The 26262-nt window shown below is 39.1% G+C and carries 25 protein-coding genes; 2 read left to right on the top strand and 23 right to left on the bottom strand.

Annotated elements, in window-relative coordinates; translation table 11 throughout:
• From FC89_RS01430 to FC89_RS01390, 9 genes are all read right to left on the bottom strand, one after another.
• Entirely contained in the window at positions 1 to 771 is a 771-nt protein-coding gene (locus tag FC89_RS01430; RefSeq protein WP_057870766.1) for an NrtR DNA-binding winged helix domain-containing protein, read from the bottom strand.
• An 81-nt stretch (positions 772 to 852) separates the two neighbouring features.
• The gene (nadC, locus tag FC89_RS01425; RefSeq protein WP_057870805.1) at positions 853 to 1692 is read right to left on the bottom strand and encodes a carboxylating nicotinate-nucleotide diphosphorylase; all 840 of its coding nucleotides are present in this window, start codon (positions 1690 to 1692) and stop codon (positions 853 to 855) included.
• 3 nt (positions 1693 to 1695) lie between these two features.
• Entirely contained in the window at positions 1696 to 2814 is a 1119-nt protein-coding gene (locus tag FC89_RS01420) for an MFS transporter (protein WP_157060630.1), read from the bottom strand.
• Positions 2815 to 3130: 316 nt separating this feature from the next.
• Entirely contained in the window at positions 3131 to 4234 is a 1104-nt protein-coding gene (locus FC89_RS01415) for an ABC transporter permease (RefSeq protein WP_415617043.1), read from the bottom strand.
• A gap of 71 nt (positions 4235 to 4305) precedes the next feature.
• Positions 4306 to 4995: an ABC transporter ATP-binding protein gene (locus FC89_RS01410; RefSeq protein WP_057870763.1), complete on the bottom strand. Its 690-nt coding sequence runs from the start codon at positions 4993 to 4995 to the stop codon at positions 4306 to 4308.
• Positions 4988 to 6034, bottom strand: a complete 1047-nt coding sequence (locus FC89_RS01405) for an efflux RND transporter periplasmic adaptor subunit (RefSeq protein ID WP_057870762.1) — start codon at positions 6032 to 6034, stop codon at positions 4988 to 4990. The genes FC89_RS01410 and FC89_RS01405 overlap by 8 nt, the downstream gene beginning before the upstream one ends.
• A gap of 27 nt (positions 6035 to 6061) precedes the next feature.
• Positions 6062 to 6742 (bottom strand): hypothetical protein, encoded by a 681-nt coding sequence (locus FC89_RS01400; RefSeq protein WP_157060626.1) that lies wholly within the window; start codon positions 6740 to 6742, stop codon positions 6062 to 6064.
• Positions 6743 to 6822: 80 nt separating this feature from the next.
• Positions 6823 to 7524: an ATP-binding cassette domain-containing protein gene (locus tag FC89_RS01395; RefSeq protein ID WP_057870760.1), complete on the bottom strand. Its 702-nt coding sequence runs from the start codon at positions 7522 to 7524 to the stop codon at positions 6823 to 6825.
• Positions 7525 to 7526: 2 nt separating this feature from the next.
• Positions 7527 to 7901, bottom strand: coding sequence for a GntR family transcriptional regulator (locus FC89_RS01390; RefSeq protein ID WP_057870759.1), 375 nt, complete (start codon positions 7899 to 7901; stop codon positions 7527 to 7529).
• 227 nt (positions 7902 to 8128) lie between these two features.
• On the opposite strand from FC89_RS01390, the gene FC89_RS01385 reads away from it, so the two are divergent.
• Complete coding sequence (locus FC89_RS01385; protein ID WP_057870758.1) at positions 8129 to 9580, top strand: APC family permease; 1452 nt, start codon at positions 8129 to 8131, stop codon at positions 9578 to 9580.
• Positions 9581 to 9733: 153 nt separating this feature from the next.
• Here the strand turns inward: FC89_RS01385 and FC89_RS01380 are convergent, their stop codons facing one another.
• From FC89_RS01380 to FC89_RS01345, 8 genes are all read right to left on the bottom strand, one after another.
• Positions 9734 to 10477, bottom strand: coding sequence for a rhomboid family intramembrane serine protease (locus tag FC89_RS01380; RefSeq protein WP_057870757.1), 744 nt, complete (start codon positions 10475 to 10477; stop codon positions 9734 to 9736).
• Positions 10478 to 10657: 180 nt separating this feature from the next.
• Positions 10658 to 11440, bottom strand: a complete 783-nt coding sequence (murI, locus tag FC89_RS01375; protein WP_057870804.1) for a glutamate racemase — start codon at positions 11438 to 11440, stop codon at positions 10658 to 10660.
• Positions 11441 to 11464: 24 nt separating this feature from the next.
• On the bottom strand, positions 11465 to 12649 hold the full coding sequence (locus FC89_RS01370) for a pyridoxal phosphate-dependent aminotransferase (protein ID WP_057870803.1): 1185 nt from the start codon (positions 12647 to 12649) through the stop codon (positions 11465 to 11467).
• Positions 12650 to 12840: 191 nt separating this feature from the next.
• Positions 12841 to 13386 carry a biotin transporter BioY gene (locus FC89_RS01365; RefSeq protein WP_057870756.1) on the bottom strand — a complete coding sequence of 182 codons (546 nt, stop codon included), beginning with the start codon at positions 13384 to 13386 and terminating at the stop codon, positions 12841 to 12843.
• 133 nt (positions 13387 to 13519) lie between these two features.
• Positions 13520 to 13849, bottom strand: a complete 330-nt coding sequence (locus tag FC89_RS01360; RefSeq protein WP_057870755.1) for an ASCH domain-containing protein — start codon at positions 13847 to 13849, stop codon at positions 13520 to 13522.
• A 225-nt stretch (positions 13850 to 14074) separates the two neighbouring features.
• Positions 14075 to 14842: a DeoR/GlpR family DNA-binding transcription regulator gene (locus tag FC89_RS01355; RefSeq protein ID WP_057870754.1), complete on the bottom strand. Its 768-nt coding sequence runs from the start codon at positions 14840 to 14842 to the stop codon at positions 14075 to 14077.
• Positions 14843 to 15141: 299 nt separating this feature from the next.
• On the bottom strand, positions 15142 to 16062 hold the full coding sequence (locus tag FC89_RS01350) for a manganese-dependent inorganic pyrophosphatase (RefSeq protein ID WP_057870753.1): 921 nt from the start codon (positions 16060 to 16062) through the stop codon (positions 15142 to 15144).
• Between the two features lie 39 nt (positions 16063 to 16101).
• Positions 16102 to 17070 (bottom strand): LysR family transcriptional regulator, encoded by a 969-nt coding sequence (locus FC89_RS01345; RefSeq protein WP_057870752.1) that lies wholly within the window; start codon positions 17068 to 17070, stop codon positions 16102 to 16104.
• A 379-nt stretch (positions 17071 to 17449) separates the two neighbouring features.
• Between FC89_RS01345 and FC89_RS01340 the strand changes: the two genes are divergently transcribed.
• Positions 17450 to 18874 (top strand): aspartate ammonia-lyase, encoded by a 1425-nt coding sequence (locus tag FC89_RS01340; RefSeq protein WP_057870751.1) that lies wholly within the window; start codon positions 17450 to 17452, stop codon positions 18872 to 18874.
• A gap of 219 nt (positions 18875 to 19093) precedes the next feature.
• Here the strand turns inward: FC89_RS01340 and pflA are convergent, their stop codons facing one another.
• From pflA to FC89_RS01310, 6 genes are all read right to left on the bottom strand, one after another.
• Complete coding sequence (gene pflA / locus FC89_RS01335; protein WP_415588987.1) at positions 19094 to 19858, bottom strand: pyruvate formate-lyase-activating protein; 765 nt, start codon at positions 19856 to 19858, stop codon at positions 19094 to 19096.
• A 230-nt stretch (positions 19859 to 20088) separates the two neighbouring features.
• Positions 20089 to 22350, bottom strand: coding sequence for a formate C-acetyltransferase (pflB, locus tag FC89_RS01330; protein WP_057870749.1), 2262 nt, complete (start codon positions 22348 to 22350; stop codon positions 20089 to 20091).
• A gap of 354 nt (positions 22351 to 22704) precedes the next feature.
• On the bottom strand, positions 22705 to 23658 hold the full coding sequence (locus FC89_RS01325) for a KpsF/GutQ family sugar-phosphate isomerase (RefSeq protein WP_057870748.1): 954 nt from the start codon (positions 23656 to 23658) through the stop codon (positions 22705 to 22707).
• On the bottom strand, positions 23645 to 24496 hold the full coding sequence (gene kdsA / locus FC89_RS01320; protein ID WP_057870747.1) for a 3-deoxy-8-phosphooctulonate synthase: 852 nt from the start codon (positions 24494 to 24496) through the stop codon (positions 23645 to 23647). Before kdsA ends, FC89_RS01325 begins: the two co-directional genes overlap by 14 nt.
• 253 nt (positions 24497 to 24749) lie before the next feature.
• Entirely contained in the window at positions 24750 to 25532 is a 783-nt protein-coding gene (locus FC89_RS01315; protein ID WP_057870746.1) for a tyrosine-protein phosphatase, read from the bottom strand.
• Between the two features lie 58 nt (positions 25533 to 25590).
• Positions 25591 to 26262: a YczE/YyaS/YitT family protein gene (locus FC89_RS01310; RefSeq protein WP_057870745.1), complete on the bottom strand. Its 672-nt coding sequence runs from the start codon at positions 26260 to 26262 to the stop codon at positions 25591 to 25593.

The following is a 26262-nucleotide window of genomic DNA, read 5'->3' as shown; positions in this document are numbered from 1 at the left end:
TCACCTATCTCCAAACTTTTTTAAACGATATAGATGAGCAGGTCTGCCAGGACCATTATTCGGCGCCGAACCAACTTCTTGGAAAAAATGCTGATGCGTTTTACGGAAATTGGAATTATCAATAGCCGTCACCGGTCGTTTTAAAAAGGCGGCATAAACAATTCGCACGGCCTTTAAGGTGAATATATCACCTAAGATCCGCAAAATATTCGGTTGATAATCCAACTTATTTCTGATCCGCAAACAAGCAATTTTCAATAGCCACTCATGATCAAAGGCCAAATGACCAAAATGATGATTTGCCTGCAAAGCATGATAAAAATTATTCTCCGTTTGTTGTTCAGTCAAGTTAAAACTCAGCTGTTCTCCCGTGAATAAATAATTATGCTGCGGATCAGTTTCCAACTGAAACCACTGAGCAGCAGTTGCTCCATATCCCGGATTTAAAGCCGGCATATCCGGCAAGAAAGTCATATAAGCCAAAGCAATTTGCCGCTGAGCCGAAACGGAACGCAGTGGATTAGTAAAGGTCTCCAACTGTTCGGTATAAAAGCGCGGCAACTCCAAACCGATTTTTTCGCGTACCAGCCGTAAAGCGGCTTGATCGGCACTCTCTGTTTCGCGCAAATAAGTTTCCGGCAATGCCCAATAGTCCTTAAAAGGAAAATCTGCTCGTTTAATTAATAAAACATTAACTTTTTGTGTCTTTTGATCAAAACTCCAAATAATATTAGTAATTGTTACTTCTGGCTGATTGATGATTTTCTGCATTTATTAACCACCTATTTTTCATTTGTTACTAATAATTATAGCGCAGAAAATAGCTGGCTCAGCAGTCAACAACAGAAACCATCAAGAATTCTTAATTGCTCCATCCAGCAAAAAACTGATATCTAATGGTTTTACATCATTGGTTAAACTGCCGCTGGAGATAAAATCAACTCCACAGCCATGATATTGGGCAATATTTTCGTCAGTTATGCCACCTGATGCTTCGGTTAAAATTCCCGCCGGAACTAATTTTTGCCACTCTGCGATCATTGCCGGCGTTTGATTATCAAACATAATTACATCCGGTTTCTGGTTAATAGCTGCCAACAACTGCTGCCGATTTTCCACTTCGACTTCAATCGGTGTCAGCGGTCCCGCCCAACGTTTAGCAGCTGCAATCGCTGCGGTTGGACCTCCGGCTAAAGCTAAATGATTATCTTTCAGCATTATTCCACCAGTTAAGCCAAAACGATGATTATATCCTCCCCCAACTGTTACGGCATACTTTTCAAACAAGCGTAATCCGGGAGTTGTTTTACGCGTATCAACTAGCTTGATCGAATCGTCAGCTAATCGCTTAACCATTCCCGCTGTTTTCCCGGCAATTCCACTTAAATGCTGCAACAAATTCAAAATAACGCGTTCACCAGCAAAAACTGTAGCTGCTGTTCCTGTCACTTTTCCAAGCTGCATCCCTTTAGTTACTTGTTGACCATCTTTGACAAGCGGCAAATAATCAGCTTTCCCTAGTTGATCGTAAGCAATTTGCGGTATCTGCTGGCCACAGATTATTCCAGCTTGTTTGGCAATAAAATAACCGCTGACTGGTTGATCGATCCAAGGTGCTGTACTCAAATCGCCAAATTCAAGATCTTCTTTTAAAAATTCGCTGATTCTTTGTTTAATCAAGAATTGATTCAGCATTTATTTCACTTCCTTGGAATCGACTGCCGGCAGCATTAAAACTGCCACGGCACCAACTAATAGAGCAGCCATAAAAATTCCGAAAATAACTGCAATTTTAATTTGATGATCGATCAAAATTCCCACAAACAACGGTCCAATAACTGCACCAATACGCCCAATAGCTTGAGCGGCTCCCGTCATCGTGCCCCGAACAGTTGATGCATATAGCGATGGTGTCAAAGCAATGATTGCTCCATATGCTCCTAAATTAAAGAATGATAAAATACATCCCGCTATGACAACTGCTACAGAACTGCTCGCTTGACCAAACAGAACTGCTCCAACAGCTGTTCCGGCCATATAAATTGCAAAAACATATTTGGTTTTGATCTTTCCTGCCAGCCAAGCAGCTGCAAAATATCCCGGCAATTGTGCAACTACCATAATTGTCGTATAACCAAAACTGGCAATTACACTGTTGCCGCGATCAAGCATAATACTAGGCAGCCACATAAACATTCCATAATAACTGAACATTACTGTTAACCAAGCTATCCATAAGAATGCCGTCCAACTATTAAAATTTTTTCGCAAAGTCTGGACAAAAAAAGTTTTTTGTTTAACCGGTTCATTAATTTCTTGAATGTTTTTTCTGATCATCAAAGCGAAGAACCCAGCAAATGCAGTTATAATCAATAATCCTCGCCAACCTAAAGATGCACTGAACGCAAATGACAAGAAAGAAGCCAGCAGCCAACCGACTGCCCAAAAGCTATCGGCCAAAATCAGCATTTGCGAACGTTTTGTATCATGGTAAAGATCAGCGATATAAGTTGCAGCAACCGGCAGCTCTCCGCCAAGTCCCATTCCAACAAAAAAACGAACTATTAAAAAATAAACAAAACCGTTCGCCGCGGCTAAAACCAAATTACCTAATGAAAAAGTCAAAAGACTAATAATCAATGTCCGCTTCCGACCGATGCGATCAGCTAAGCGACCAAAATAAAATCCACCGCAAATCATGCCAATTGTACTGACTGAACTAATCAATCCTGTCTGTGAATTGGTTAATTTCCAAGCTTGATGAACTAGCGGCATAATAAAGGATAGTAAACCGACATCCAGCGCATCAAACATCCAAGCCGTGCCGATAATTAAAAACGAAAAGAATGCAAATTTCTTGAGTTGTTTGCCACTTTCCAAAAAAAGACCTTCTCTCACATAAATTAAAAGTATATTTTACTTTTATTATGGAAAAATAAAAGTAAAAACAACCTTTATTGGCAGTTTATTACTTTAGCTTTAAAAAATCAACCCTTAAATATAGCTAATTTAATGGGAAATTATTTTTGTGGATTGTATTAAAGTTTTTAAAAGTGCTATTCTGCGGCTCATGCTGTCAAGTCAGTATAACAAAAAAATCCCAAAAAACGGGATTTTATTAAACGCTTTTTTAACGTAAAATGTCGATTAAGTTTTTATTTGCAGCTTGTTTTGCCGGCAAAAGTCCGAATAAAATTCCTACCAGTGCCGAAACACCAAAAGCCAGTAAAAATGAACTAAATGTCACAACTGCCTTAAAAGGTAAAGCCAAAGAAATACCTTTAGCTAATCCGACTCCGAGTAAAAATCCCAACAAGCCACCGGTTACCGTCAGCATAACTGCTTCCAGCAGAAATTGCAGCATAATCGTTCGCGGTTGCGCTCCGACAGCCAGGCGAATCCCAATTTCTTGCGTTCGCTCAGCAACCGAGGTATACATCATATTCATTACGCCGATTCCAGCAATAAATAACGAGATTCCAGCAATCGCACTGATAAAGACAGTTAAGGCATCAATTACCTTAGCAACGCTTTTGAGCATTGAACCAATATCAAAATATTCATAACTTCCCTGTTTGTGTTGCGAACCGTGTTTTTTTAAGTATTTGACAACTTGCTTGCTTTCCTGTGAAACATTAGCCCCGTGATTGAAAGTCATTTTTATAGTATTGCCGTTATCAAGCGTATTTTGCTGATAAAAGACGCGTTTGGGCAGTAAAAAGCTGACCTTATAACGACTCTTATTCGAACGATACACTCCCACTACTCGGTAAGAAATATGTTTGATCTCAACAGCTGTTCCTAAAGCATTGCTGCTGGAGCCATACTGTTTTTTAGCTGTTTTTTCACTGATCAGTGCTACTGGATTTGCTACTGCCAGATCATCTGCCGTAATTTTTCGACCAGCTAACAATTTAAAATCAGCTGCCGGTTTCTTCAGCAAAGTTATCCGCGTATTTGCAGCTTGATTGCCGACCAATGCGGTGGTAGTAACACGATGGACTGGGTTATTAACTTTAATATTGGCTACCTTACTAAACTTGCCCTTGATTTTTTCAAGATCTTGATGATTAAAACCCATGGCTGCTGTTGAATTATTGCTGTAATAATCAATTTCAGTGGTTTGTTTACCAGTCGAAGTTGCCTGCAGCTCGCTCAGCATTTTCTTCTTAACACCATTTCCTAACGATATAATCGTAATTACCGCGGCAATTCCAACAACAATTCCAAAGATCGTCAATAAACTGCGGCGCGGATTAGTTCGCAAGGAAAGCCATGAGGTCTTGAATAGCTCCCAAAACTGCATTAGGCCTTCACCCCAATCTTTTCATCAGATATAATCTTGCCATCCAAAATCTGGATCAACCGCTCCCCCTGAGCAGCTACTTTGCGATCATGCGTTACCATAATAATTGTCGTATTATTTTGCTGATTCAAGCGTTTAAAAAGTGCCATAATTTCTTTTGAGGTTTGACTATCTAAAGCTCCGGTCGGTTCATCAGCAATCAAAAATTTTGGTTGGGTAATAATTGCCCGGGCAATCGAAACACGCTGCTGCTGCCCACCAGATAAATTGGTCGGTTTTTTATGCTCACTAGCCGGCAACCCGACCGCTGTCAAAGCTTGAACAATTTGTTTTTTGATCAATTTGCGTTTTTGACCGGCATATAGCAATGGCAAGGCAATATTTTCGGCGATCGTTAAATTCTTAATTAGTTTGAAATTTTGAAATACGAAGCCAACATTTTGATTACGCAATTTGGAAAAATCACGTCGTGTATAATCATGAATCGGCTGATTCAAATAATAATAACTGCCTTCAAACTGATCATCCAAAAAACCGATAATATTAATCAAGGTGGATTTTCCAGCTCCTGACTGCCCCATAATCGAAACAAACTCCCCTTGACCAATCGTTAAATTAATATCCTTCAAAATATGATATTGGTTGCCGCCTTGCTGATAATATTTATTAATATTTTCGAGTTTAATCATCGGCAGCTACCTTACTTCCCTGTTTCAAATGCGCATCGGGATTCGTAATGATCGTCTGTCCCTTCAAATCATTATTATCAGTAGTTAAATAGCCATCTTGGCGCAAGCCGCTGACACTGATAACTTGACTGACTTTATGTTGGTTAGTAACAAAAACCTTGCCGTGATAAATTGCTGAAGTGGGAATCCGAATACCAGTTTGCGCAACAGCAATCTTAATCGTCTGCCCATCCATGTATTTACCAGAAACTGGTGCTGTGAATTGATACTTGGCTTCATTTTTGGTACTGTCAGCAGCTGCTGTTTTTGACAGATAAGCAACTTCAGTAGTTGTTTTTTCTTTAGTTGCTACAGCCGTGATTTGAATTTTGGTGCCCGGATTTAATTTGGCATAATTATACTCGGAAACTTGACTGGTAGCCTGCAAGTCAGCTGCTTGTAATTTGATCTGCGGTGTCCCGGTTGGTGTATAACTGAGATCAATCACACCGTTATAAGGTGCCTTCAAAGTACCATTAACTTTATTATTAAGCTGCTGCAGCTTCTGATTAGAACTCGTTAATTCAGCTTGCGTATCCGAAACAGTATCTTGGGCCTGCGTCAACTGCTGCTTTAAATCATTATAGCCGTCATCACTTGTATCAGTTGCTGCCAATTGCTGCTGCAGCTGCTTGACTTGGCTATTAGCCGAATTCAAATTCCGCTGCAGTTTATTGATTTCTTGCTGTTGGCTGGTAACTGCTTGGTGAGCCGAATCACTGTAAGTCGTTAGAAGCTCCTGCCCTTGCGTAACCGTCTGTCCATTTTGCACCTCGACTTGCTGCACCTTACCAACTGGATTCTGCAAAATTTGTGTTTTACTAGCCGCAACCTTCCCCATCAAGGTCAGCGGTTCTTGCTGTTGTAATTTAATTGTTCGATAAATCTTTTTGGCACTTGTCGTTGGATGATGGTGCAGTTTAACTCCTGCCACAATCAATCCAATAAAAATAACAACAATTACCGCGATAATTCCTAATTTTTTCTTATTCTTTCTCAATCGTTTCATCCCCCAAGATGCTTAAAACTACTTACGGCTCTCCACCCAATTTTTTAATAAATATATACTTGCCCAAATGCAGAGAATTACCACTACTGCATCAAATAAGACACTAGTAACGCTAACTATATCATTTGAAATTAAATTACTGATTTTTTCATCAACAAATGAAAATAAAAATAGTAAAACTATAAAACTAACTACTCCGACTAGTCGTTGATATTTTTCTGCAACGAAGTTTTCCAGTGTCTCTGTCAAAATCAATAGGAAAGTTAATTCAACAATCAGCGAAACCATCGCGTCTACAAAACTTACAACGACATTCATAACATCCGTCATTGAAAATGTGGCTTTGCTGATTGCCCGCTGAAATTCGATCGGCGTCATCAGCCAATTTCTTAAAATTAGGCCGGATAAGGCAAAATCAATCAGTGCCAGCAAGCCGATAATCAGTAAAAAGCCAGCTGTTTTCATCAGTAGATTGCTGAAATATAACTGTGAAGTACTGGCCGGCAGCAAGCGAAATCGATTACTCAACCAAACCTGATTGATGCTGGCAAATAAACAGATAAAACCGATGCCTAATAAGATAAAAGCAATTACAGTTTCCCCAATGGCAAAACTTGTCCAAAAACTACGATTGACCCCCAGTTTGAGCAGCATCCCCAATGGCCAAAACAAACTGATCGCCAGACCAGCTACCCCCAATAAACGAAAATCCTGTAAAGCATCCTTAAATAACAAACCGTATATTTTTTCTGTTTGACAGCAATTCTTTCGCCCCCTTGTTAATGTTCTAGATAAGTCTGTCGGTAATATTCTTCAACGCTTAAACCCTCTTGCTGGCGAATATCTTCAACATTCCGATATTCCAACATTGTCTGATCTTTTAAAATCAGTACATCATCAATTACTTGTTCCAATTCGCTTAGATGATGGGTCGAGATCAGCAACAGCGAATCATTATCGATCCATTTAACCAGACTAGAAATAATCTTATCACGGCTGAAAATATCAACCCCGCTCAAAGGTTCATCCAGCAAATACAATCTGGTTCGTCGAGCTAATGTCAATGCAATTACAAATTTTTCACGGTTACCTTTAGACAAACTCCCCAATCGTTGTAAAGGATCAATCCGCATAAAGTTCAGTAATTCATTAACCCGTTGAAGATCAAAATCTGGATAGCCCTGCTGATAAAAAGCAATAACGTCATTCAATGATATTTTGGAACGAAAACTGCTTAGATTATCTGAAAAAGAAATTAAACTTTTCCGTCGTTCATCGCTGACCCCATTCAAACAGACTTTCCCCTGATACCCCTTATTTAAATCACTGATAACTCGCATCAAAGTTGTTTTACCAACCCCATTTTCACCTAATAAAACAACTAACCGCCCCAACGGAATTTTGACGCTGATATCATTTAAAATAACCTTTGTCATTTTTTTATAACCAACATGCTGTAATTCTAACCCTTGTGCTGACATCGTTATTGCTCCCTCCTTTTGGCAATTTCTTTTTCTACTGCCGTGATAATTTCATTCCAACTTAAAAATGGCTGCAGGCTATCAAGATATTCAGCTGTTTTTTGCTTAACCCGCTGTTGTTTCAGCTCAACAATTTTACTACGGTCAGCTGTTACGAAGTTGCCTTGTCCCCGCCGCGTAATTAATATTTGAGCATCGATCAACTCTTTCAAAGCATTTTGAATTGTTCGCGGATTAGTCGTCAATTCTTCAGCTAATTCCCTAACTGAAGGTACCTTGCTGTTGACCGGATAACTCCCCCGAATAATTCGTTCAGCCAGCAGATCACTAACTTGCAGATAAATCGGCAAATTGGCTTTAAACTTCGTAATTTCCACCTTCAATCCTTGTATCACTGTGATACCTATATACTACACTAAGACAATGGAGCTGACAAGCAGATATTAAATAAAAATTTGCATTTACGAAACTTTATTTTTACAATGGGCAGTGACCTTTTTTATAGAAAGCGAGAAAAAATGCAGTCGCAAATAGTTTGGCTCCATTGCAAACCCCCAAATAAAACCGCCAGTCGCGCAGCGGATTAATTTATTTAGGAGGAAATATGGAAAATTCACTTACAAAAAAACATTTTATCAGCTGGCCGGTCATCGCCTTTTTAGATTTTGTGACCATAATCGGCTTTGATGATATTCTCTATCCCTTGCAAAACCAGGGACTCTCAGTTGTTTTCACTTGGGTCTTTATGGTTTTTGCCTTCGTAATTCCCTATGAAATGTCGGTCAGTCAACTAGGAGCAACTTTTACCGGTCAAGAAGACGGCGGCCTTTCATCGTGGGTACGTCACAGTACTAATGATACTTTAGGCTATTGGACTGCTTGGATGTACTGGGCAGCCAGTCTACCTTATATTGTTGATGTCGCCAACTCGGTAATTGTTTCTTTCAGTTGGTTGGTTTTAGGCGATAATTCATTAGGTCAGCGCATGTCGAATTTTACTTTCGGGTTATTAACTTTTGTTATTATTCTGATTTTTATTTTATTGCAGAACTTCTTCAAACGTTCAATGGAGGTTATGGCAACTATCGGCGGTGGCGCAATGTTTTTAATGACCGTCTTATTTGTAATTATGACCGGTTATTCATTGGCTCATGGTGGACAGATCGCCACTCATCCTTTCAATCTAAGCTCGTTTATCCCACATTTCAGTCTGCAATATTTTTCAACAACCGGTTTATTAATGTTTGCGGTTTGCGGTGCAGAGTTGGTTGCTCCTTATCTAATCAAGATGCGCAATCCGAACCGGGACTTTCCCAAAGCTATGTGGCTGGTAGCGTTCATGACTGCCTTTTTAACCGTTTTTGGGACTTTTTCACTGGCTATCTTCTTCAATGCCAATCATTTACCGCATGATTTGAAAATGAATGGATCTTATTATGCTTTCCAATTGCTGGGACAGCGTTTAGGGATGGGGAATGTGTTGTTATACATCTTTACTGTCGTCCAAGCTATTTATATGATGGCTCAGTTGGCAGTCTTATTAGATGCCGCCAGTTGGGTGATAGCCGGTGATACCGCGGCCAGTTTTATGCCGCACTGGTTAAGCAAACGCAATAAAAATGGTCGGCCGTTGCATAGTTACGTTCTGACTAGCGGCTTGTGCCTATTCTTATTGTTAATGAGCGGAACTTTGCCAAATATTAACGCTATTTTTAATTGGCTGCTGAATTTGAATGGAATCGTCTTTCCTTTCAAAAACTGCTGGATTTTTGTAGCCTTTATTGCCGTTCGCTGGCAATCCGAACGTTTCCATTCGTCATTTGTTTTTATCAAAAACAAAGCCGCTGCAATTGCAGTCGGCACTTGGTGTTTCATCTTTTCCTTTGTTTGTGCGCTAATGAGTTTCATCCCACAAGATGTAAAATTTGGAACAGCTGCCTATGATCACCAGCTATTGATGAATCTCTTCTCCGTCTTCGTTTTATTTGGAGTTGGTTTGATCATGCCATTGCTGGCACGTTTAGAAAATCGGCAACAAATTTCTGAAGAAAATTAATTCCAACAAAAAATCGTTTGCGTTGACTGATCAGCTGGTCAGCGAATGCAAACGATTTTTTTATTTGGTAGTTTTTTCAACTTGATATGATTTTTTCAATAAATAAAATAAATTAACCCCATTTAACAGTACTGCCACTAAGAAAATCAACCCTTAGTAAAGGCCGCCGGTAAACCATAGACAAGTTCCCACGATCACCACCAAAGCAACTGCGGTTCCTAATATATTATGCAGATAATGCTTACGCACATCAGCTGGGGTCCATAGCAAAACTGAAATTGCCCCGCCAATCAGCCCACCGATGTGCCCCGCAATATCCACTCCCGGTGTAAACAAGTTAAAAATTAAATTGGCAACAATCAACGTGGTCGCAGTGCGGCTGATTTCTGCAAATTGATGACGAAAACCGCGGACAACTTGCATCAGTGCTAATACTGCAAACAAACCAAACAATGAAGTGGATGCTCCTGCTGATATAACATTTGGTTTAAACAGTGCACTTAATAAATTACCGGTAAATCCGGTAAACAGATAAATCAGCAAAAATTTAAAATGACCGTAAATTTCTTCGACCAGTGAACCGGCATAATACAATGCTGCCATATTAAAAGCAATATGATAGACCGTAACATGCAAGAAAATCGGCGTAAATAAACGCCACCATTCACCAGCCATTAAATCAGGATTCCAACGGCCTCCCATAATTTCTAAAACGCGACCGCTAATGTTAAAGCTGCCGCTCAAAAAAAACTCAATCAAATAAACGACAATCGAAATTCCAATTAGATAATTAGTGACCCAATTACCGCTAAAATGCCTTCTAAACCAGCCATATACTGGATTTTGGCGTCTTAAATACCACTCAGGTAGTTTTACATCTCTTTTTGGTGTTTGCATGGCTTCAATTCCTTTTTTATTTGTATGCAAAAGGGGCTGTAACAAAAAATATTTTGTGCAGTCCCTCTCAATAATCGTAAATAAACAGTTTGTAAATTGCTTAGCTTTTTAACTCAATTGTTCATAGCTACTTGGTCCTTTTCACTAGGTAACCAATTTTTTCTAAATCACTGATCACTGCTAATCAATTACTGCTTCAAACAGTTTTTGACTTAACTCAATTTTAATCGGATCAGGATCGCTATTATAGAATTTTACCTGACCGGCAGTATTTTGCGAATTCAGTAAAGCGGCGGTTTCCAATAGTCGCTGCAATTCGCGAGCAGCCCCCGGACCACCATCAATAATCCAAGGTTTTGAACCGACGATTTTGCGAATAACCGGCCGCGCAAATGGAAAATGGGTGCAACCCAAAACGACTGCACTAACTGGTTTGAGCGGTGCCAATAATCTAGTTAAATATGCATTCAAAGCTACTGAATCCAATTCTCCGCGTTCAACAAATTCAACTAAATCAGGAGCTGGCACCGATATTAATTTAGCTGCTCCTTGATAACGATTAAGCTGTTTTTGAAATTTTTCCTCACGTAAGGTCAATTCTGTTGCCATGACCGCAATTCGTTGCTGCGGATAACGCTCGATTGCTGGCTTAACTGCTGGTTCAAGACCAACAACTGGTAGATTGGGATAGCGCTCACGAATTTGATTAACTGCTGCACTCGTAGCAGTATTACAAGCAATAACCAAAGCTTTTATGTTTTGTTTCATTAATTTTTCAACAACCGCAAAACTTAAATTACGCACATCTGCTGTTGTTCGTGTTCCATAAGGAGCATTCGCAGAATCACCATAAAAAATATAATCCTCATGCGGCAATAGACGATACAATTCTTTTAAGACACTGATTCCGCCAACTCCGGAATCAAATACTCCGATTGGCCGCGTTGTTTCAGCTGTAGCCATTTTTTCAACTTCTTTCACTTAGTATTACTTTTGCCCCTTGCTCAAAGCCGAATGCTGGGCAACATACTGTTTGATTGCCGCAGCTGCTTGTTGCAATTGTTTCATACTGGCAGCATAACTAATCCTAACATAACCTTCACCGCCAGGGCCAAAAGAAACTCCTGGAATTAAAGCGACTTTGGCTTGCTGAGCCAAGGAACGGACAAAAGTCCATGAATCTTGAACACAGCCAGCTGGAATTTTAGCAAACAGATAGAAAGCTCCATCGGCACTTGCCGTTTTAAAACCGGCTTCTGCCAATTCCTTAACCAGAAAAGCTCGTCGCTTATCATATTCTTTTTTCATTGCCAAGCTATCTCTTTGACCATTCGTCATTGCTTCTAAAGCCGCATATTGAGAAACCGTTGTTGGGGAAGTAACCATATATTGATGTGATTTAACAACTTGCTCTATAAAATCCTGCGGTCCTAAAATATAACCGATTCGCCAACCAGTCATGGCATGCGACTTAGATAATCCGGTTAACAAAATTGTTTTTTCCGGTAAAACCTCACCCATTGAAATATGCTTTTTTTGATAAGTCAATTCAGCATAAATTTCATCGCTAATTATCCAAAAATCATAGTCGCGCGCTACTTGGGCAATAGCCTCTAATTGCTGCCGCGAATAAGTTACGCCCGTTGGATTGCAGGGATAATTTAAAACCAAGGCTTTGATTCTAGCTAACGGATGTTCTTCGATAACCTGCCGCAAGCGGTCGGCAGTCAAAACAAAATTATCCTTGCTGGTGTCCACTAAGATAACATTACCTTCGTTGATTTTAGTATCAGGAATATAAATTGGGAAAATCGGCGTTGGAACGATTACCGTATCATCTGGATTAATAATTGTCTGCAAACTAGCAGCAATTCCTTCAGTCGCCCCAATTGTTGTGACTACCTGTTCCGGCTGATAATGCAAATTAAATTTTTTATTATAGTAATCAGCAGCCGCTTTGCGTAAAGCCGGCAGTCCAGCATTCGGTGTATAATGCGACTTATTAGCTTCAATTGCTTTAATTGCAGCTTGTTTGATATGATCAGGCGTATTAAAATCCGGTTCACCTAAAGTCAGTTTAATAATTCCCGGAATGGCACTGACTTCGGTATCAAACTGTCGAATATCCGAAATCGCAATTTGTTCGATTTTAGTATTAAATTTATCGTTTATCATGGCTACTGCTCCTTGTATTTGATAGTTAATATTATTATACCACGATGTCCGTCAGAAACGATTAGCTATAGATTATTGTTTAACTAAAGATTCACGCTTAAAACAAAATAAATCGGCTGAACAAATCAAATTGATTAATTCAGCCGATCTTTTTATTTGTAAATTATTTGCAGTTTATTTTAAAATCATTAGCTGGGCTTAACAAACGTTTTAGCTACCAACCCTTTCAAACGTAAAACAATCGGCAGCAAAACCACGATTTTAATTAAAGCCGGCAATAAGAATGGAACCAGCCCTGTCAGCAAAGCTTGCTGCCAGCTTAAATGCAAAACCGGGATCATCCAAAGTGAACCGATTAATAAATTGAGCAGTGCACCACAACAATTAGCCAATAAAATTTGTTGAGCGGATCGATCGGATCTAGTCAGCCAAGCAGCCGTCACTAGCTGATAAACAACAAACGATACCAGATAGCCACCGGTCGGCCCAAGCAAAGCAGCTGTTCCGCTGCTGAAACCAGCATAAACCGGCAAACCAACTACCCCCAACAATATGTAAACCAATATTACTTGAAAACCGTCAATTAATGGTAGTAATGACGCAATAATTCCTACCGCAAAAGTTTGCAGTGTTAGTGGAATCAATGGTAACGGAATTGTTATTTGTGCACAAACAATCATTACTGCCAACATCATCCCATCAAGAACTACTCTTTTTAACTTAGATGCTTGCATTTTTTTCACCCCATTTAAGAATAAGCTTAATTTACCGTATTTTTTAAACTTTGTCAACTTATTTTTAGTTTTAGGTTTACAATAAATGAATTAAAAAAGGAACTGAGTTAATTCTCAATCCCAAGTAGTTTGCTTAATTAAAATTAGATTTCAGCAATCTGATTTTTATCGCTAATAACCCATGCCGCTTAATAGCCTCAGTCGAATAAGATTGAGCCAGCTCCGTAGAAGTCAACCCAATTGCTGCCGCAGGAAATTTTTGATAGACTTCGTCGATCGTTCGACATTTTTTAATACTCCACACACTCGTCAAAATATAGTCGTCATCATTTGACTCGCGATGAATTGCTAGTGTATCTCCAACCCCAAAATGTTTCATCTGCTCATCATTAAGAAAAACTTCAACCGTTTTTGAACCAGTAGAAATTTTCTCAAACAATTTGTCATTCAATCTGATATCCACTAATACCGACCTCCCACAAATGCTAATCGACACGCGGGCCGTTCGTTGAAATCACCACAAGCTGCCCTCATCAACTCAAACTGAGCATTCAATTAAAGGTAACGCTAGAACATTCAGCTAATAAAGAACCATATAACTGAAACTTTAACTTTTTTTGTTCAAAAATGCAAGTAAAATGCTAATTTAAACTTTTATTTAGCATTTTTCATACAATAATTGGTCAGATTAGCGGATAACTTCATCACCAGCAACTTGAATTTTAGTTGTTTTAGGGAAAATAGCTCTTTCAGCTGGCGTTAGCGGTTGATCAGTAATAAATAAAGACACCCGATCTGGTTTGCAGATGCGGAAATATGAAGTATTTACAAATTTTTGATGTTCAGCTACTAAAATAACTCGCCGTGCCCGTTCGACAGCCCGGCCAACTATTTTAGCATCTTCTTGTTTCAGAATATAAATTCCATGCTCATCAATTCCGGAGGCTGCAATAAAGACTGTGTCAAAAGCTACGTTGTCTAGTTCTTGCAAAGCCTCATCCGAATAAAAAAACCGGCTTTCATGATCAAACGTACCGCCTAAAGCTTTAACCGTCACTTTAGACTGTTCGGCCAAAGCCATACAATTATCAAGTGAGTGAGTAATAACAGTTAGCGGCAGATTAAGATTCTGGCAGGTTTTTAATAAAATTGTTGATGCATCAATAAAATAAACGTGATGTGCATGAAAATGATTGACTGCTTCTAAAGCAATCCGCGTTTTTTCTTTGGTAAATAATGATAATCTTTTTTGAAAATTTAAAACCTGATTACCGAAGTCCAGCGGTAAGATGCCTCCATGGGTGCGTTTGACTTCACCACGTTCAGCCAACAGTACAATATCACGGCGAGCCGTATCTTGCGAAACCCCAAATTCGCTCATAATATCCTTAGTTGTTAATTCCTGACGTTCTTCCAATAACTGTTTGATCAATTCGATTCGCTTTTCTTGACTCATATAATCCCCACTCGTTATCAAATTTTAAAATCACTAATAATTATATTACAAACACGCATTATAAGCAAAGGCAATTTCATGTTCACTTACGAAAACGGTTTAAAAATATAAAAAGTCAGTAAATTATTGATTACTTGCTAAAACAGCTTTCAAATAAGCACTATCAACTCAAATGAATTAACGATTTTTGTTTCAAATAGCAACCTAAGTGATTAAAATTAGCAGCAAAAAAAAGCCATTCGCTCAATTAAGAACGAACGGCTCATAAATTTTGGAACCTATCAGCTTTTACAGAATGCTTAAAAAGCTTTTTGCAATGGCGGAACAACTTGCTTCTTCCGGGAAACAACGCCTGGCAAATCAACTTTGTTATCAACCAATTTTGCATTGAAAGCTTTTTCGACTGCCTCTTGCGGTTCGCCAATTGCTAATAAACGAGTATTGCTATCCAAAATATTAGTAACCATCAACAAGAATAAATCGTAGCCCTGAGCCTTATTTTCAGCTGCAATAGCTGCCCGCAATTTTGCCTCGCGAGCAAAAACTTCGTCCAAGTCCACTGTGTTTACTTGGTTAATCCGGATAGTCTTGCCACCCATTTCAAATGATTTAGCATCAGCGGTAATTAATTCTTGCTCAGTCTTGCTGGCTAAATTAGTACCGGCTTTTAACATTTCCAAGCCATAAGTTTGATAATCAACCCCGGCAATTTTAGCCAATTCTTTAACTGCAGCTTCATCTTCTGGAGTTGTGGTCGGTGATTTGAATAATAAAGTATCAGAAATAATTGCTGAAAGCATCAAACCAGCTAATTTAGCCGGAACAGCAACTTTATGCTGCTTGAAAAGCTTAAGCAAAATCGTGCTGGTACAGCCAAGTGGTTCTGCATGATAATACAACGGAGCAGCAGTTTCAAAGTTAGCGATCCGATGATGATCAACTACGTGCGTAATTTGAACATCCTTCAAATCAGCTACACTCTGCTGAGCCTCATTATGATCGACCAGCATTACCGCATCAACTTCTGGTTTAGCTGCGGTAATAATCCGCGGAGCCGGTTCAGAAAAATGTTTTAAAACAAACTTGGTTTCATCATTTAACTCACCTAATGCTACCGCTTCGGTATCGTAACCTAATTGATTTTGCAAATAAGAAAATGCCTTTGCTGCAACAACAGCATCGGTATCTGGACTTTTATGTCCAAAAACTAATTCTTTCATTTCTAAGTCTCCAATCTATATTAAACCTTCACTATCGATTTAACCTTTTTGGCTGATTTCTGTCAAGCGTGAAAGGTAATCCTTCTCACTCAAATATTTGTCAAAATCACTCATAATGTTTTCAATTCGCGGAATTTGATCCTTATCACGCCGAAAAACAAAAGCCAAATCAAAAGAGATTGCTGGTTCAAATAAAGCCGTCCAAAATTTTTTCTGACTTTCAGCTTTATGTGCAATTACGTATGAATAAGGCAAAGCAGTTGCTACTCCGGTAATATTGGCAAAATTAAACAACTGTGACGGAGTGGCAAAGTGAGCAACACTGACCGGCTTATCAAGCAAGGCATTTTTATATGATTCCCGAATCAGACTATTCAAGTAATATTTAGGCGGATAAGTTACCCACTTTTGTTCCAAAGTATCACGCAGCCGAATTCGTTTCTTTTTGGACCACTGCGGTTCATGATGAACAAACAATAAATCCTCAGTTAAAATTTTGCGGGTTTCATACGGTTTCCAATTTTTAATGCTATCATCCGGCAAATACATAATTGCTAAATCGATAGTATTATTTTCCAACCGTTCCCAGATTTCCTTTCGCGTCAGCATATGAAAAATCAGCTTTACTTCTGGATTTTTCAAATAATACTGAACTGCAAACTGAATGAATACCTGGTCTTCAATCGAAGCTAAAACACCAATGCTGATTTCACCTTGGGTCGCACTAGTCGATTGCTGAATCTCATCTGAAGCTTGATTAAGCGTTTCGTAAATCTGATGAGTCGCATCCAGCATCGTATAGCCTGCATCCGATAAATGCAGTTTTTTCCCGACTGAATAAAAGAGCGGTGCTCCTACAGTTCGCTCTAATTTCTTAATTTGTTGTGTCAAAGCTGGTTGTGTAATTCCTAAAATTTGAGCTGCTTGTGTATAACTCATTGTTTCAGCTAATTGTAAAAAATAGCTGAGCGTTTTAGAAGAAAAGATGTTCTCCTGTTTTGTTTTCATATTCCCATTCCCCTTGGGCATTATTAAATAAAATACCGCTTTATCTTAATAGATTCTCTAATTTCTTATTAATAATAAAACAAAACTATTTAACTTGACAATATAAAAAGCCGATTTAATCGCAAATAATTTTGTAAACGCTTAGTCTTATTATAACAGAAAATTTATAAAGTATCGGAAAAAAATCCAGATTTATGTTATTATACTAAACTTTATATTCCTAAAAAACTAATCGTCTGTTTTTTAATAAACTTAAGTCCGCGTGAAGCGAATCTTTGCTATCCACTAAAATCGAAGACACCCCTTTTTTAAAATTGGTATATGTGTTAAGTTATTGCTCGTAATGAAAAACATCAATAAAAAGAGGAGATCATCGATTATGCGAATAGAAAGAGATTCAATTGGTACACTAGAAATTCCGAGTCAAGCTTATTATGGAATTCATTCTCAAAGAGCTGCACAAAATTTTGCGGTTACCACCCAAAAAGTTCATCCTCTGCTACTTAAAAAATTAATTTTAATTAAAATGGCTGCTGCTGAAGCAAATTATGCCGCTGGTCAGTTAACCGAAAAAAAATATCAAGCGATTACGCAAGCCGGTCAAGAAATTAGTCAGAACTTTGCCCACTACCAAACTGCATTTATCACACCGGCAATCCAAGGTGGTGCCGGTACCAGCACCAATATGAATGTCAACGAAGTCATTGCTAATCGAGCCCTCGAATTACTGGGACATAAAAAAGGCGAGTACAAATTTCTTCATCCAAATGATGATGTTAATCGCAGTCAGTCAACCAATGACACTTACCCAACCGCTGCCAAGTTAGCCTTATTAGAACTAATCAATCAGCTAAATCAGCAATTGGATCGCTTAATCCAAGAATTTCAACGATTAGCTGCCGCTCATCAGCAGACAATTAAATTAGGTCGAACACAGCTGCAAGATGCCGTTCCAACAACTTTTGGCGCCAGCTTCACTGCATACGCCAGTTTACTGCAACGCTGCTCAAAGCGCTTGACAACTGCTAGTACCGAACTGCTGTCAATTCCATTAGGCGGAACTGCTATTGGAACCGGCATCAATACCACCCCAAAATATCAGGAAAATATCGTCGCCGACTTAGCCAAATTAACTCAATTGCCGTTGCGACAAGCTACCGATCTGCAAGATGCCGTCCAAAATACTGATAGTTTTCTAGCAGTTGCTGACGCCTGCAAGAATTTAGCTGCTGCCCTGGGAAAGATCGCCAACGATCTTCGCTTGCTGGGCAGTGGTCCACAAGCCGGTTTAGGTGAATTAGAACTTCCTAAAACTCAAGCAGGTTCATCGATCATGCCCGGAAAAGTCAATCCGGTTATTCCCGAAGTCGTTAATCAGATCGTTTTTCAAGTAATTGGCTATGCAACCACTGTCACTATGGCAGTTGAAGCTGGACAATTGGAATTAAATGCTTTTGAACCGGTTATGTTTAAAGATTTATTTGATGCAGCTGAATTGTTAACAAAAGGCATTACGACTTTGATCAACCATTGCCTGCAAGACTTGAAAGTCAATCAAGTTCGTTGCCGTTCTTTAGTTGAAAACTCGGCTGAGATCGCTACCGTATTAGCGCCTAAAATTGGCTATGCAGCAGCGACTGCGATTGTTAAGACTGCTCTGAAAGAACGAGTTAATATTCGAACACTGCTCAAACAACAAGGTTTTGCAGCTGCTGAGATCGATCAACTGCTAAGCAGCCAAAATTTGCTGAACCAAACCAAAAAAACGATGCAGGCAGATGCGCTGTCAACTACTACCGTCTAAATTAAGTAGATTAATCTGATTTCTTAATTTTATAATAAAATTAAAGCTTATTTTTTATATAAACTTCTAGTTAATATTAGAAGTTTATTTTTTATACCCTTGAGTTAGTTTACTCAAGTTTAGCAATATATCCTTGCTATCGAAAATAAAAAGCCTTTTTGAAAAAAATACTTAAACAGCATTTTCTCCAAAAGGCTTTTATAACAAATTCTAAATTACTTAATCTTCTAAATAGCCGCGGTAATCAGCAACATGCAATAAACGTTCAGCATTTTTTACCCGATCTGGTGTTGGCGGTTCAATCCCTTCCAACGCATATTTAATTCCCATTTCATGATATTTAGGTACACCAAGTGTGTGATATGGCAATACTTCAACCTTTTTGACATTTTTAAGAGTCTTAATATAATCACCCAATTGTGCAAGATAATTATCATAATCAGTTCTTTGTGGAATTAAAACATGACGAATCCAAACCGGTTTGCCAATATCGGAAAGATACTGGCACATATCTAAAATGTTTTCATTTCGATATCCAGTTAACTTGCGATGTTCATCTGAGTTGATGTGTTTAATGTCAACTAAAAGAATATCGGTAACTTCCATCAATTGCTTAAATTTGCTGAAAAATGGTTCACGGCGAGTAAACGGCTGGCCACAGGTATCAAGACACGTATTGATTCCTAATTTTTTACATTTAGTGAATAATTCGATTGCAAATTCGATTTGAACCAGAATTTCACCACCACTAAGTGTAATGCCGCCTTTTTTACCCCAAAATTGGCGGTATGGCAATGCCATTTTTAAAATTTCATCACTAGTCATTTGAGTGCCGACATTTTTCTTCCAAGTATCTGGATTGTGACAAAATTGGCAGCGCATATTACAGCCTTGGACAAATACTACAAAACGAATTCCGGGACCGTCAACCGCACCAAAACTCTCTGTTGAATGAACATAACCGACTACTTGGCCATCACGCATCGGAACCGGCCGCTGACGCAGCGCGTGTTGCGTTACATGTTTTTCTCCTGCCATAAGCAAGTCCTCCTCAATTCTATCTCTTAAAACCTGAATTACTTAATTCAAAAATAAATACCGGTTGATCATGCTTATAATCAATCGGCATTCATTTTTAGTTCTGCTTCGCTAACTTACTTATCCAATTAATCTATTAAGCACATATTGAACTTTTCAATCAACGAAATATTTTACTACATTGTCTGATGGAATGTCCGTGAAATAACATCATCTTGTTGTTCCTTGGTCAAATCAGCAAAGTAAACGCAATAGCCTGATACGCGGATCGTCAAGGTTGGATACTTCTCTGGATGTTTCTGAGCATCCAACAAAGTGTCACGATTGAAGACGTTGATGTTCAAATGATGTCCGTTATTCTTCATATAACCGCTGATCATATTAACCAAAGTGTCAGCTTCCAAAGACTCATCATGTCCCAAGGTTGATGGAGTAACCGCAAAGGTATTTGAAACACCATCAGTAGCATATTTGTAAGGAATTTTGGCAACTGAAAGCAATGATGCTAAAGCTCCACTGGTTTCTGCACCATATGCTGGGTTAGCACCTGGTGAGAATGGATCGCCCTTTTGCCGACCATTTGGAGTTGTACCAGTGTTTTTACCATAAACAACATTTGAAGTAATGGTCAAAACAGAAGTTGATAACTTAGCTCCACGATAAAGATGATGTTTGTTCATCTTGGTATACAGTGATTTGACTAACCAAACAGCAATCTTATCTGCCCGATCATCATTGTTACCATAGCGAGGGAAGTCTTGATCAGTCTTGAAATCAACTGCAATTCCATTTTCGTCACGGATAACTTTAACATGACCATACTTAATTGCTGAAATTGAATCGGCAGCAACTGATAAACCAGAAATTCCGGTAGCGAATGTCCGATCCAAACGAGTATCTTTCAAAGCTAACTGAGCTGATTCATAATAATATTTGTCATGCATATAATGAATTGTGTTCAAAGCATTGACATAGATATCAGCTAACCAATCCAACATCGGGTCAAATTTCTTCATGAATTCATCATAGTCGATATATTCACTGGTAATCGGTTCATAAGCCGGTCCAACCTGTGCTTTACCAATTTCATCTTTACCACCATTGATGGCATATAGAACTGTTTTAGCCAAGTTTGCCCGTGCACCGAAGTACTGAATTCCATTAGCAATTGGTTGTGCTGAAACACAGCAAGCAATGCCATAATAATCAGTGCCCCATTGTTTAACCATCAAGTCATCATTTTCGTACTGGATGGTTGAACTTTCAACTGAAACTCCAGCTGCGTATTTCTTGAAAGGCTCTGGTAATTTTTCTGACCAAAGCAAGGTAATATTTGGTTCCGGAGCTGGTCCCATATCTTTCAAAGTATTCAAGAAACGATAAGCTGTCTTTGTAACATGGTGACGACCATCCAATCCCATTCCAGCTATAGAAAGAGTTGCCCAAATTGGGTTACCAGAAAATAGTGAATTATATTCCGGTGTCCGAATGAAGGAAACCATCCGTAGTTTCATTGTGAATTGGTCAATTAATTCTTGAGCTGCCTTTTCAGTTAAGACACCGCGTTCCAAATCACGTTCAATGTAAACATCCAAGAAAGTATCAATCCGACCAATTGACATTGCAGCACCATTTTGCTGCTTGATAGCTGCTAAGTAGCCAAAGTAAAGCCACTGCATTGCTTCTTGAGCATTGGTTGCCGGTTTAGAAATATCGTAACCATATGAAGCAGCCATTTCTTTGATCTGGTTAAGAGCCCGAATCTGCTCAGAAATTTCTTCACGCATTTGAATAACATCATCGGTCATTTCATGATCGCCATAATTATCCAAATCATGTAATTTTGCTGCAACTAAACGATCAATTCCGTAAAGTGCAATCCGTGGGAAATCACCAATAATTCGCCCACGAGCATAAGCATCCGGCAAGCCGGTAATGATCTTGTAATGACGTGCACGGCGAATTTCTGGAGTATAGGCATCAAAAACACCTTGGTTGTGTGTCTTGACTAAATCACTGAAAACGTGATCAGTTTCGGGATCAATTTTAAACCCATAAGCATTTAAAGCATCTTTAGCCATTCGGATACCGCCAAATGGCATCAATGCTTTCTTCATCGGTTTGTCGGTTTGTAAGCCAACAATTTTTTCAAGTTTTTTGTCTAAATAGCCTGGTGCATGTGAAGTGATGGTTGAAACTACTTTTGTATCAGCATCAAGCACACCGCCAGCTGCTCTTTCTTTTAATTTCAAATCAATCAATTTCTGGTTCAACGTTGTTGTTGCTTCTGTTGGCCCTTCTAGGAAAGATTCATCACCGTTGTACTGCTTAAAGTTTTGTTGAATAAAATCACGAATATCAATTTCTTCCTGCCACTGACTGCCCTTAAAGCCTTCCCAGGCAGTACTATTATCAACTGTTTTCTTCAACTGTTTCATCTCTAATTGCCTCCTTAATTGCAAACAAGTAAACGCTTTCTTACAGTTAAAATATACCACTAGAAAATATATTTTGCAAGCTAATTCACAATAATCTGTGAATTATCTAATCAACAATTAACTGGAGTCTATTAATAATTATAAGACCTTAAAAATAATTATTTAAAACCTTTTTGTGAAGAAATCTGCCCGTAAAATCAGCACTTGAAACCAAAATCAGTTGTGATTATTTACAATTAAATAGTAAGCGTTTTAAAATGGATTTTCAAAAAAAGCAGCGAAGAGAAATAATGAGAGATTTCTTCGCTGCTGAAATAAAAATTCCATTTATAAATTCGCCTTCAGCGTTAGATTTTATAAAACTTCATGAATTGTCACGACACCCACAACTTCTTTTTGATCACCTGTCACGATCAAGTTAGAGATATTATGACTAGCCATTAATTTCCAGGCTGCTTGGTTGCGCTGATTTTGATCAATACTGATAAATCCCTTGGTCATATAGTCAGCCGCAACTGATTTTTTAACTGAAGAAACTTGCAGAAATTTTTTCCGAATATCCCCATCAGTCACGATCCCGATTATTTTACCGCCAACTTTTTCAAGAACCAGCGTCAGTCCGATCCCATAGTTGCTGATCGTATAAATCACTTCATTAATCGATGTATCTTGATTAACATAAGGAACTTTGGTATACATAACATGTTTGACGCGCTGCAGCAGCATCTTGCCAATACTGCCGCCGGGATGATATTTTGCAAATTCTCGGCGTGAAAAATTCTTCTGTTTTTCCAAGGCGACCAACAAAGCATCCCCAAAAGCCAAAACAGCAGTTGTTGATGCTGTTGGTGCCATCTTAGTTAGATCAACTTCTCCAGTGACCCCTAAATCAAAAACCAATTGGCAATTTTGAGCTAAAGTTGAATTGACATTTCCGGTTAAAGCGACCGATTGCAGTTGATCAGGAAAAATTTGCTGTAAGGCAAACAAGGCCTGCAAAACTTCTTGTGTCTCACCGCTATTAGACACAAATAAAACCAGATCATCAGCAGCAACCCGGCCAAGGTCGCCATGATAAGCCGTTCCTGCATCAACTGCAAAACTCGGCGATCCGATTGATGACAGCGAGGCGGCAATTTTTTCAGCAATCAGTTGTGATTTACCGGTTCCGATTAAAATAATTCGGCCTGTTACCGCTGCCGCTTGTTCAACCAGCTGATCAAAGTTTTGATCTAATTTTTCAGCAACTTTGGCTAAAGCCTCTGCTTCCTGATCAAAAACTTTCTGGGCAATCTCATAGTAAGCCATCTGCATCCCAGCTTTCTTTTTGCTGCTGATACTGTGCAAACATGTCAGCGGCGGCAGTTAAAATCGGGCGCATTTTACTCAAATATAATTGATTATCAGCATCAGAAATTGCTGTTGGTGGATTAGGATGAACTTCGGCAAAGATTCCATCAACGCCAATCGTCAAAGCAGCACGCATCAATGGAAAAGCAAAGTCCCGGTTACCACCGGAGTGATTACCATGACCACCAGGAACCTGAACTGAATGTGTTGCATCATAAATAACTGGATATCCTAGTTGGCGTAACTGCAGCAAATTAGTAAAATCAACGATCTGCTGATGATAGCCAAACATTGTCCCCCGCTCAGTCAATAAAATCTTATTGCTGTAGGGAGTAATTTTATCAATCGCTCCTTGTAGATCACCAGCGGCCATAAATTGTGCTTTCTTAACATTTACGACTCGGCCGGTTTTACCGGCAGCTACTAGCAAATCAGTTTGACGACTTAAGTAAGCCGGAATCTGTAAAACATCAGCAACTTCGGCAACTGGCTGACATTGAATAGACTCGTGGACGTCAGTCACGACCGGAACGTCATATTCTTTTTTTATGCGCTTCAAAACAGCCAATCCCTTTTCTAGACCAGCTCCGCGATCAGAAGAACCAGAACTACGATTAGCTTTATCAAATGATGATTTGAAAACAAAATTAATCTTAAGTTCAGTTGTTAATTGTTTAAGTCCTTCAGCAACCTGCGCGCAAGTTTCATAAGATTCAATTGCACACGGGCCGGCCAACAAAGTCAATTGTCGGTTACTGAAATGATAGTCAGAAAAAACTTCAGCAATATTGCTCATATTAGGAGCCTCCTTCTAAATCAAACACTGCAACAAAACAAGACTACTGTTTTAAATTTAGCATGAAAATCCATAATAGTCGCTAATATTGTCCTAACCTGAAAAATAACTTAGCTATAAAATGACTAACTAAGCCAAAAATTATAGCGCCGGCGTGCTGGCAAAATTAAGAATTGCAATTATAGTTCCCCGTAATTTACAACAACTAATTGCGCCATCAAATTCGCGCATAAACCATCACTACCAGCAGGTATTATTCCAAATAAATCTGCTGCAGGCGCTTCAGTTTGTCCGGTGTCAGATCCATAGCCGCTGCTAGATAATTTTGCAAACTGGTATAATGCTGCAAAATTGCCTGCTGAGCTGCATCAAGTGATTCGGCATAGACATTAAACGAAGCGTTCATCTTTTTGATAAATTCGGCAGCTTGATCTGCTTGCAGTTTTTTGCGCAACTGCTGCTCATCGTTTGCGTTATAAACTACATTTGTCAATAAATAATCCTGCCGAATCAACTGATAATCAACTCCCAGTGCTGATAAAATTAAAAAACCGGCAATCCCCGTCCGATCTTTGCCAGCAGCACAATGGAACAACAATGATTGGTTCGGTTGATCGTTTGCCAATAAATCATTGAACATACAGCGAAAAGCCAATTGTGAATGGGGATTAAGAACCATCATTAGATATGGTTCCTGGTAATCAAACGTCTTCTCAGCCTGAGCTGCCAATTCATTCGGTGGCAAATCGCCTTCTGTTTCACCTTCGCTCACCGGGTAAACGGGATAGGAGCGAAAAATTGTTTTCGTTGGAATTTTGTCAGGAGCATAATCTTGTTCCATCGGTGAACGCAAATCAATATCATACCGCAAACCATAATGTTTTAATTGAAATTCACCGCGACGGGTAATTTGACTCATATCACCTGATCTCAATAACTTATGCCACCGAATAGTCCGGCCATCTTGTGTCGGATACCCCCCCAACTCACGTAAATTAATACTGCCATGAACCGCTAAAAGTCTTTCTGAATGCATTTGATCCCCTCCTCTTTAATTTCATTGTAAACTTTACCAAAATTAAAGCCAAATTTGCTTAATTGGTTTTTCCCAGCAACCATGATGTCAGCGGTCGGGCTTTGTTCAACGTCAGCTTGATCAAATTACCGACAAGCAGCGCTGAAAACAAAGTTCCTTCACGGACACCGCTTAAATTGTGCAAAAAGACTAAACAAATCGCGGCCCCAATTAATGACATTGCAATATCCGAAACTACCCGAAGCTTACCATATTCAACTGCAAATCGGCGGCTGACAGCCCGAACAAAGGCATCACCGGGTAACATGGCCGTGTCAGCTATCACTTCAAAATAGGCACCCCAACTAATGATTAAACAACCGATCACCAGCAGCAATAAAGACTGCCAATAATCACGCAATACTAACTGCTGCAGCCATGACATCGCCCAATCGATCAAATCACCAAAAACAAATGATAAAATTGTTTCGATCAATATTTCCGACCATTTGATAACCGGCAATTCCAGCAATAGTTGACAAATTATTAAACCGATGCTGAAAATAATGGTCCATTCACCTAAAGAAAGGTGATCAATGACTAGTGATAAGCTATACGGAATTGCTGCCAGTGGTGATGTTCCCAGAGCAGCTTTGGTTACTACAGCTACTCCGCACGCATTAAAAAATAAACCAATCAGTAACAAGCAGTAACGCCACAACAGCAGTTTAAAATTATTTTTGCGCATCAT

The organism is Liquorilactobacillus ghanensis DSM 18630, from assembly GCF_001435235.1.
GTDB classification, from domain to species: domain Bacteria; phylum Bacillota; class Bacilli; order Lactobacillales; family Lactobacillaceae; genus Liquorilactobacillus; species Liquorilactobacillus ghanensis.
This window is presented reverse-complemented; position numbering and strand designations above follow the sequence as displayed.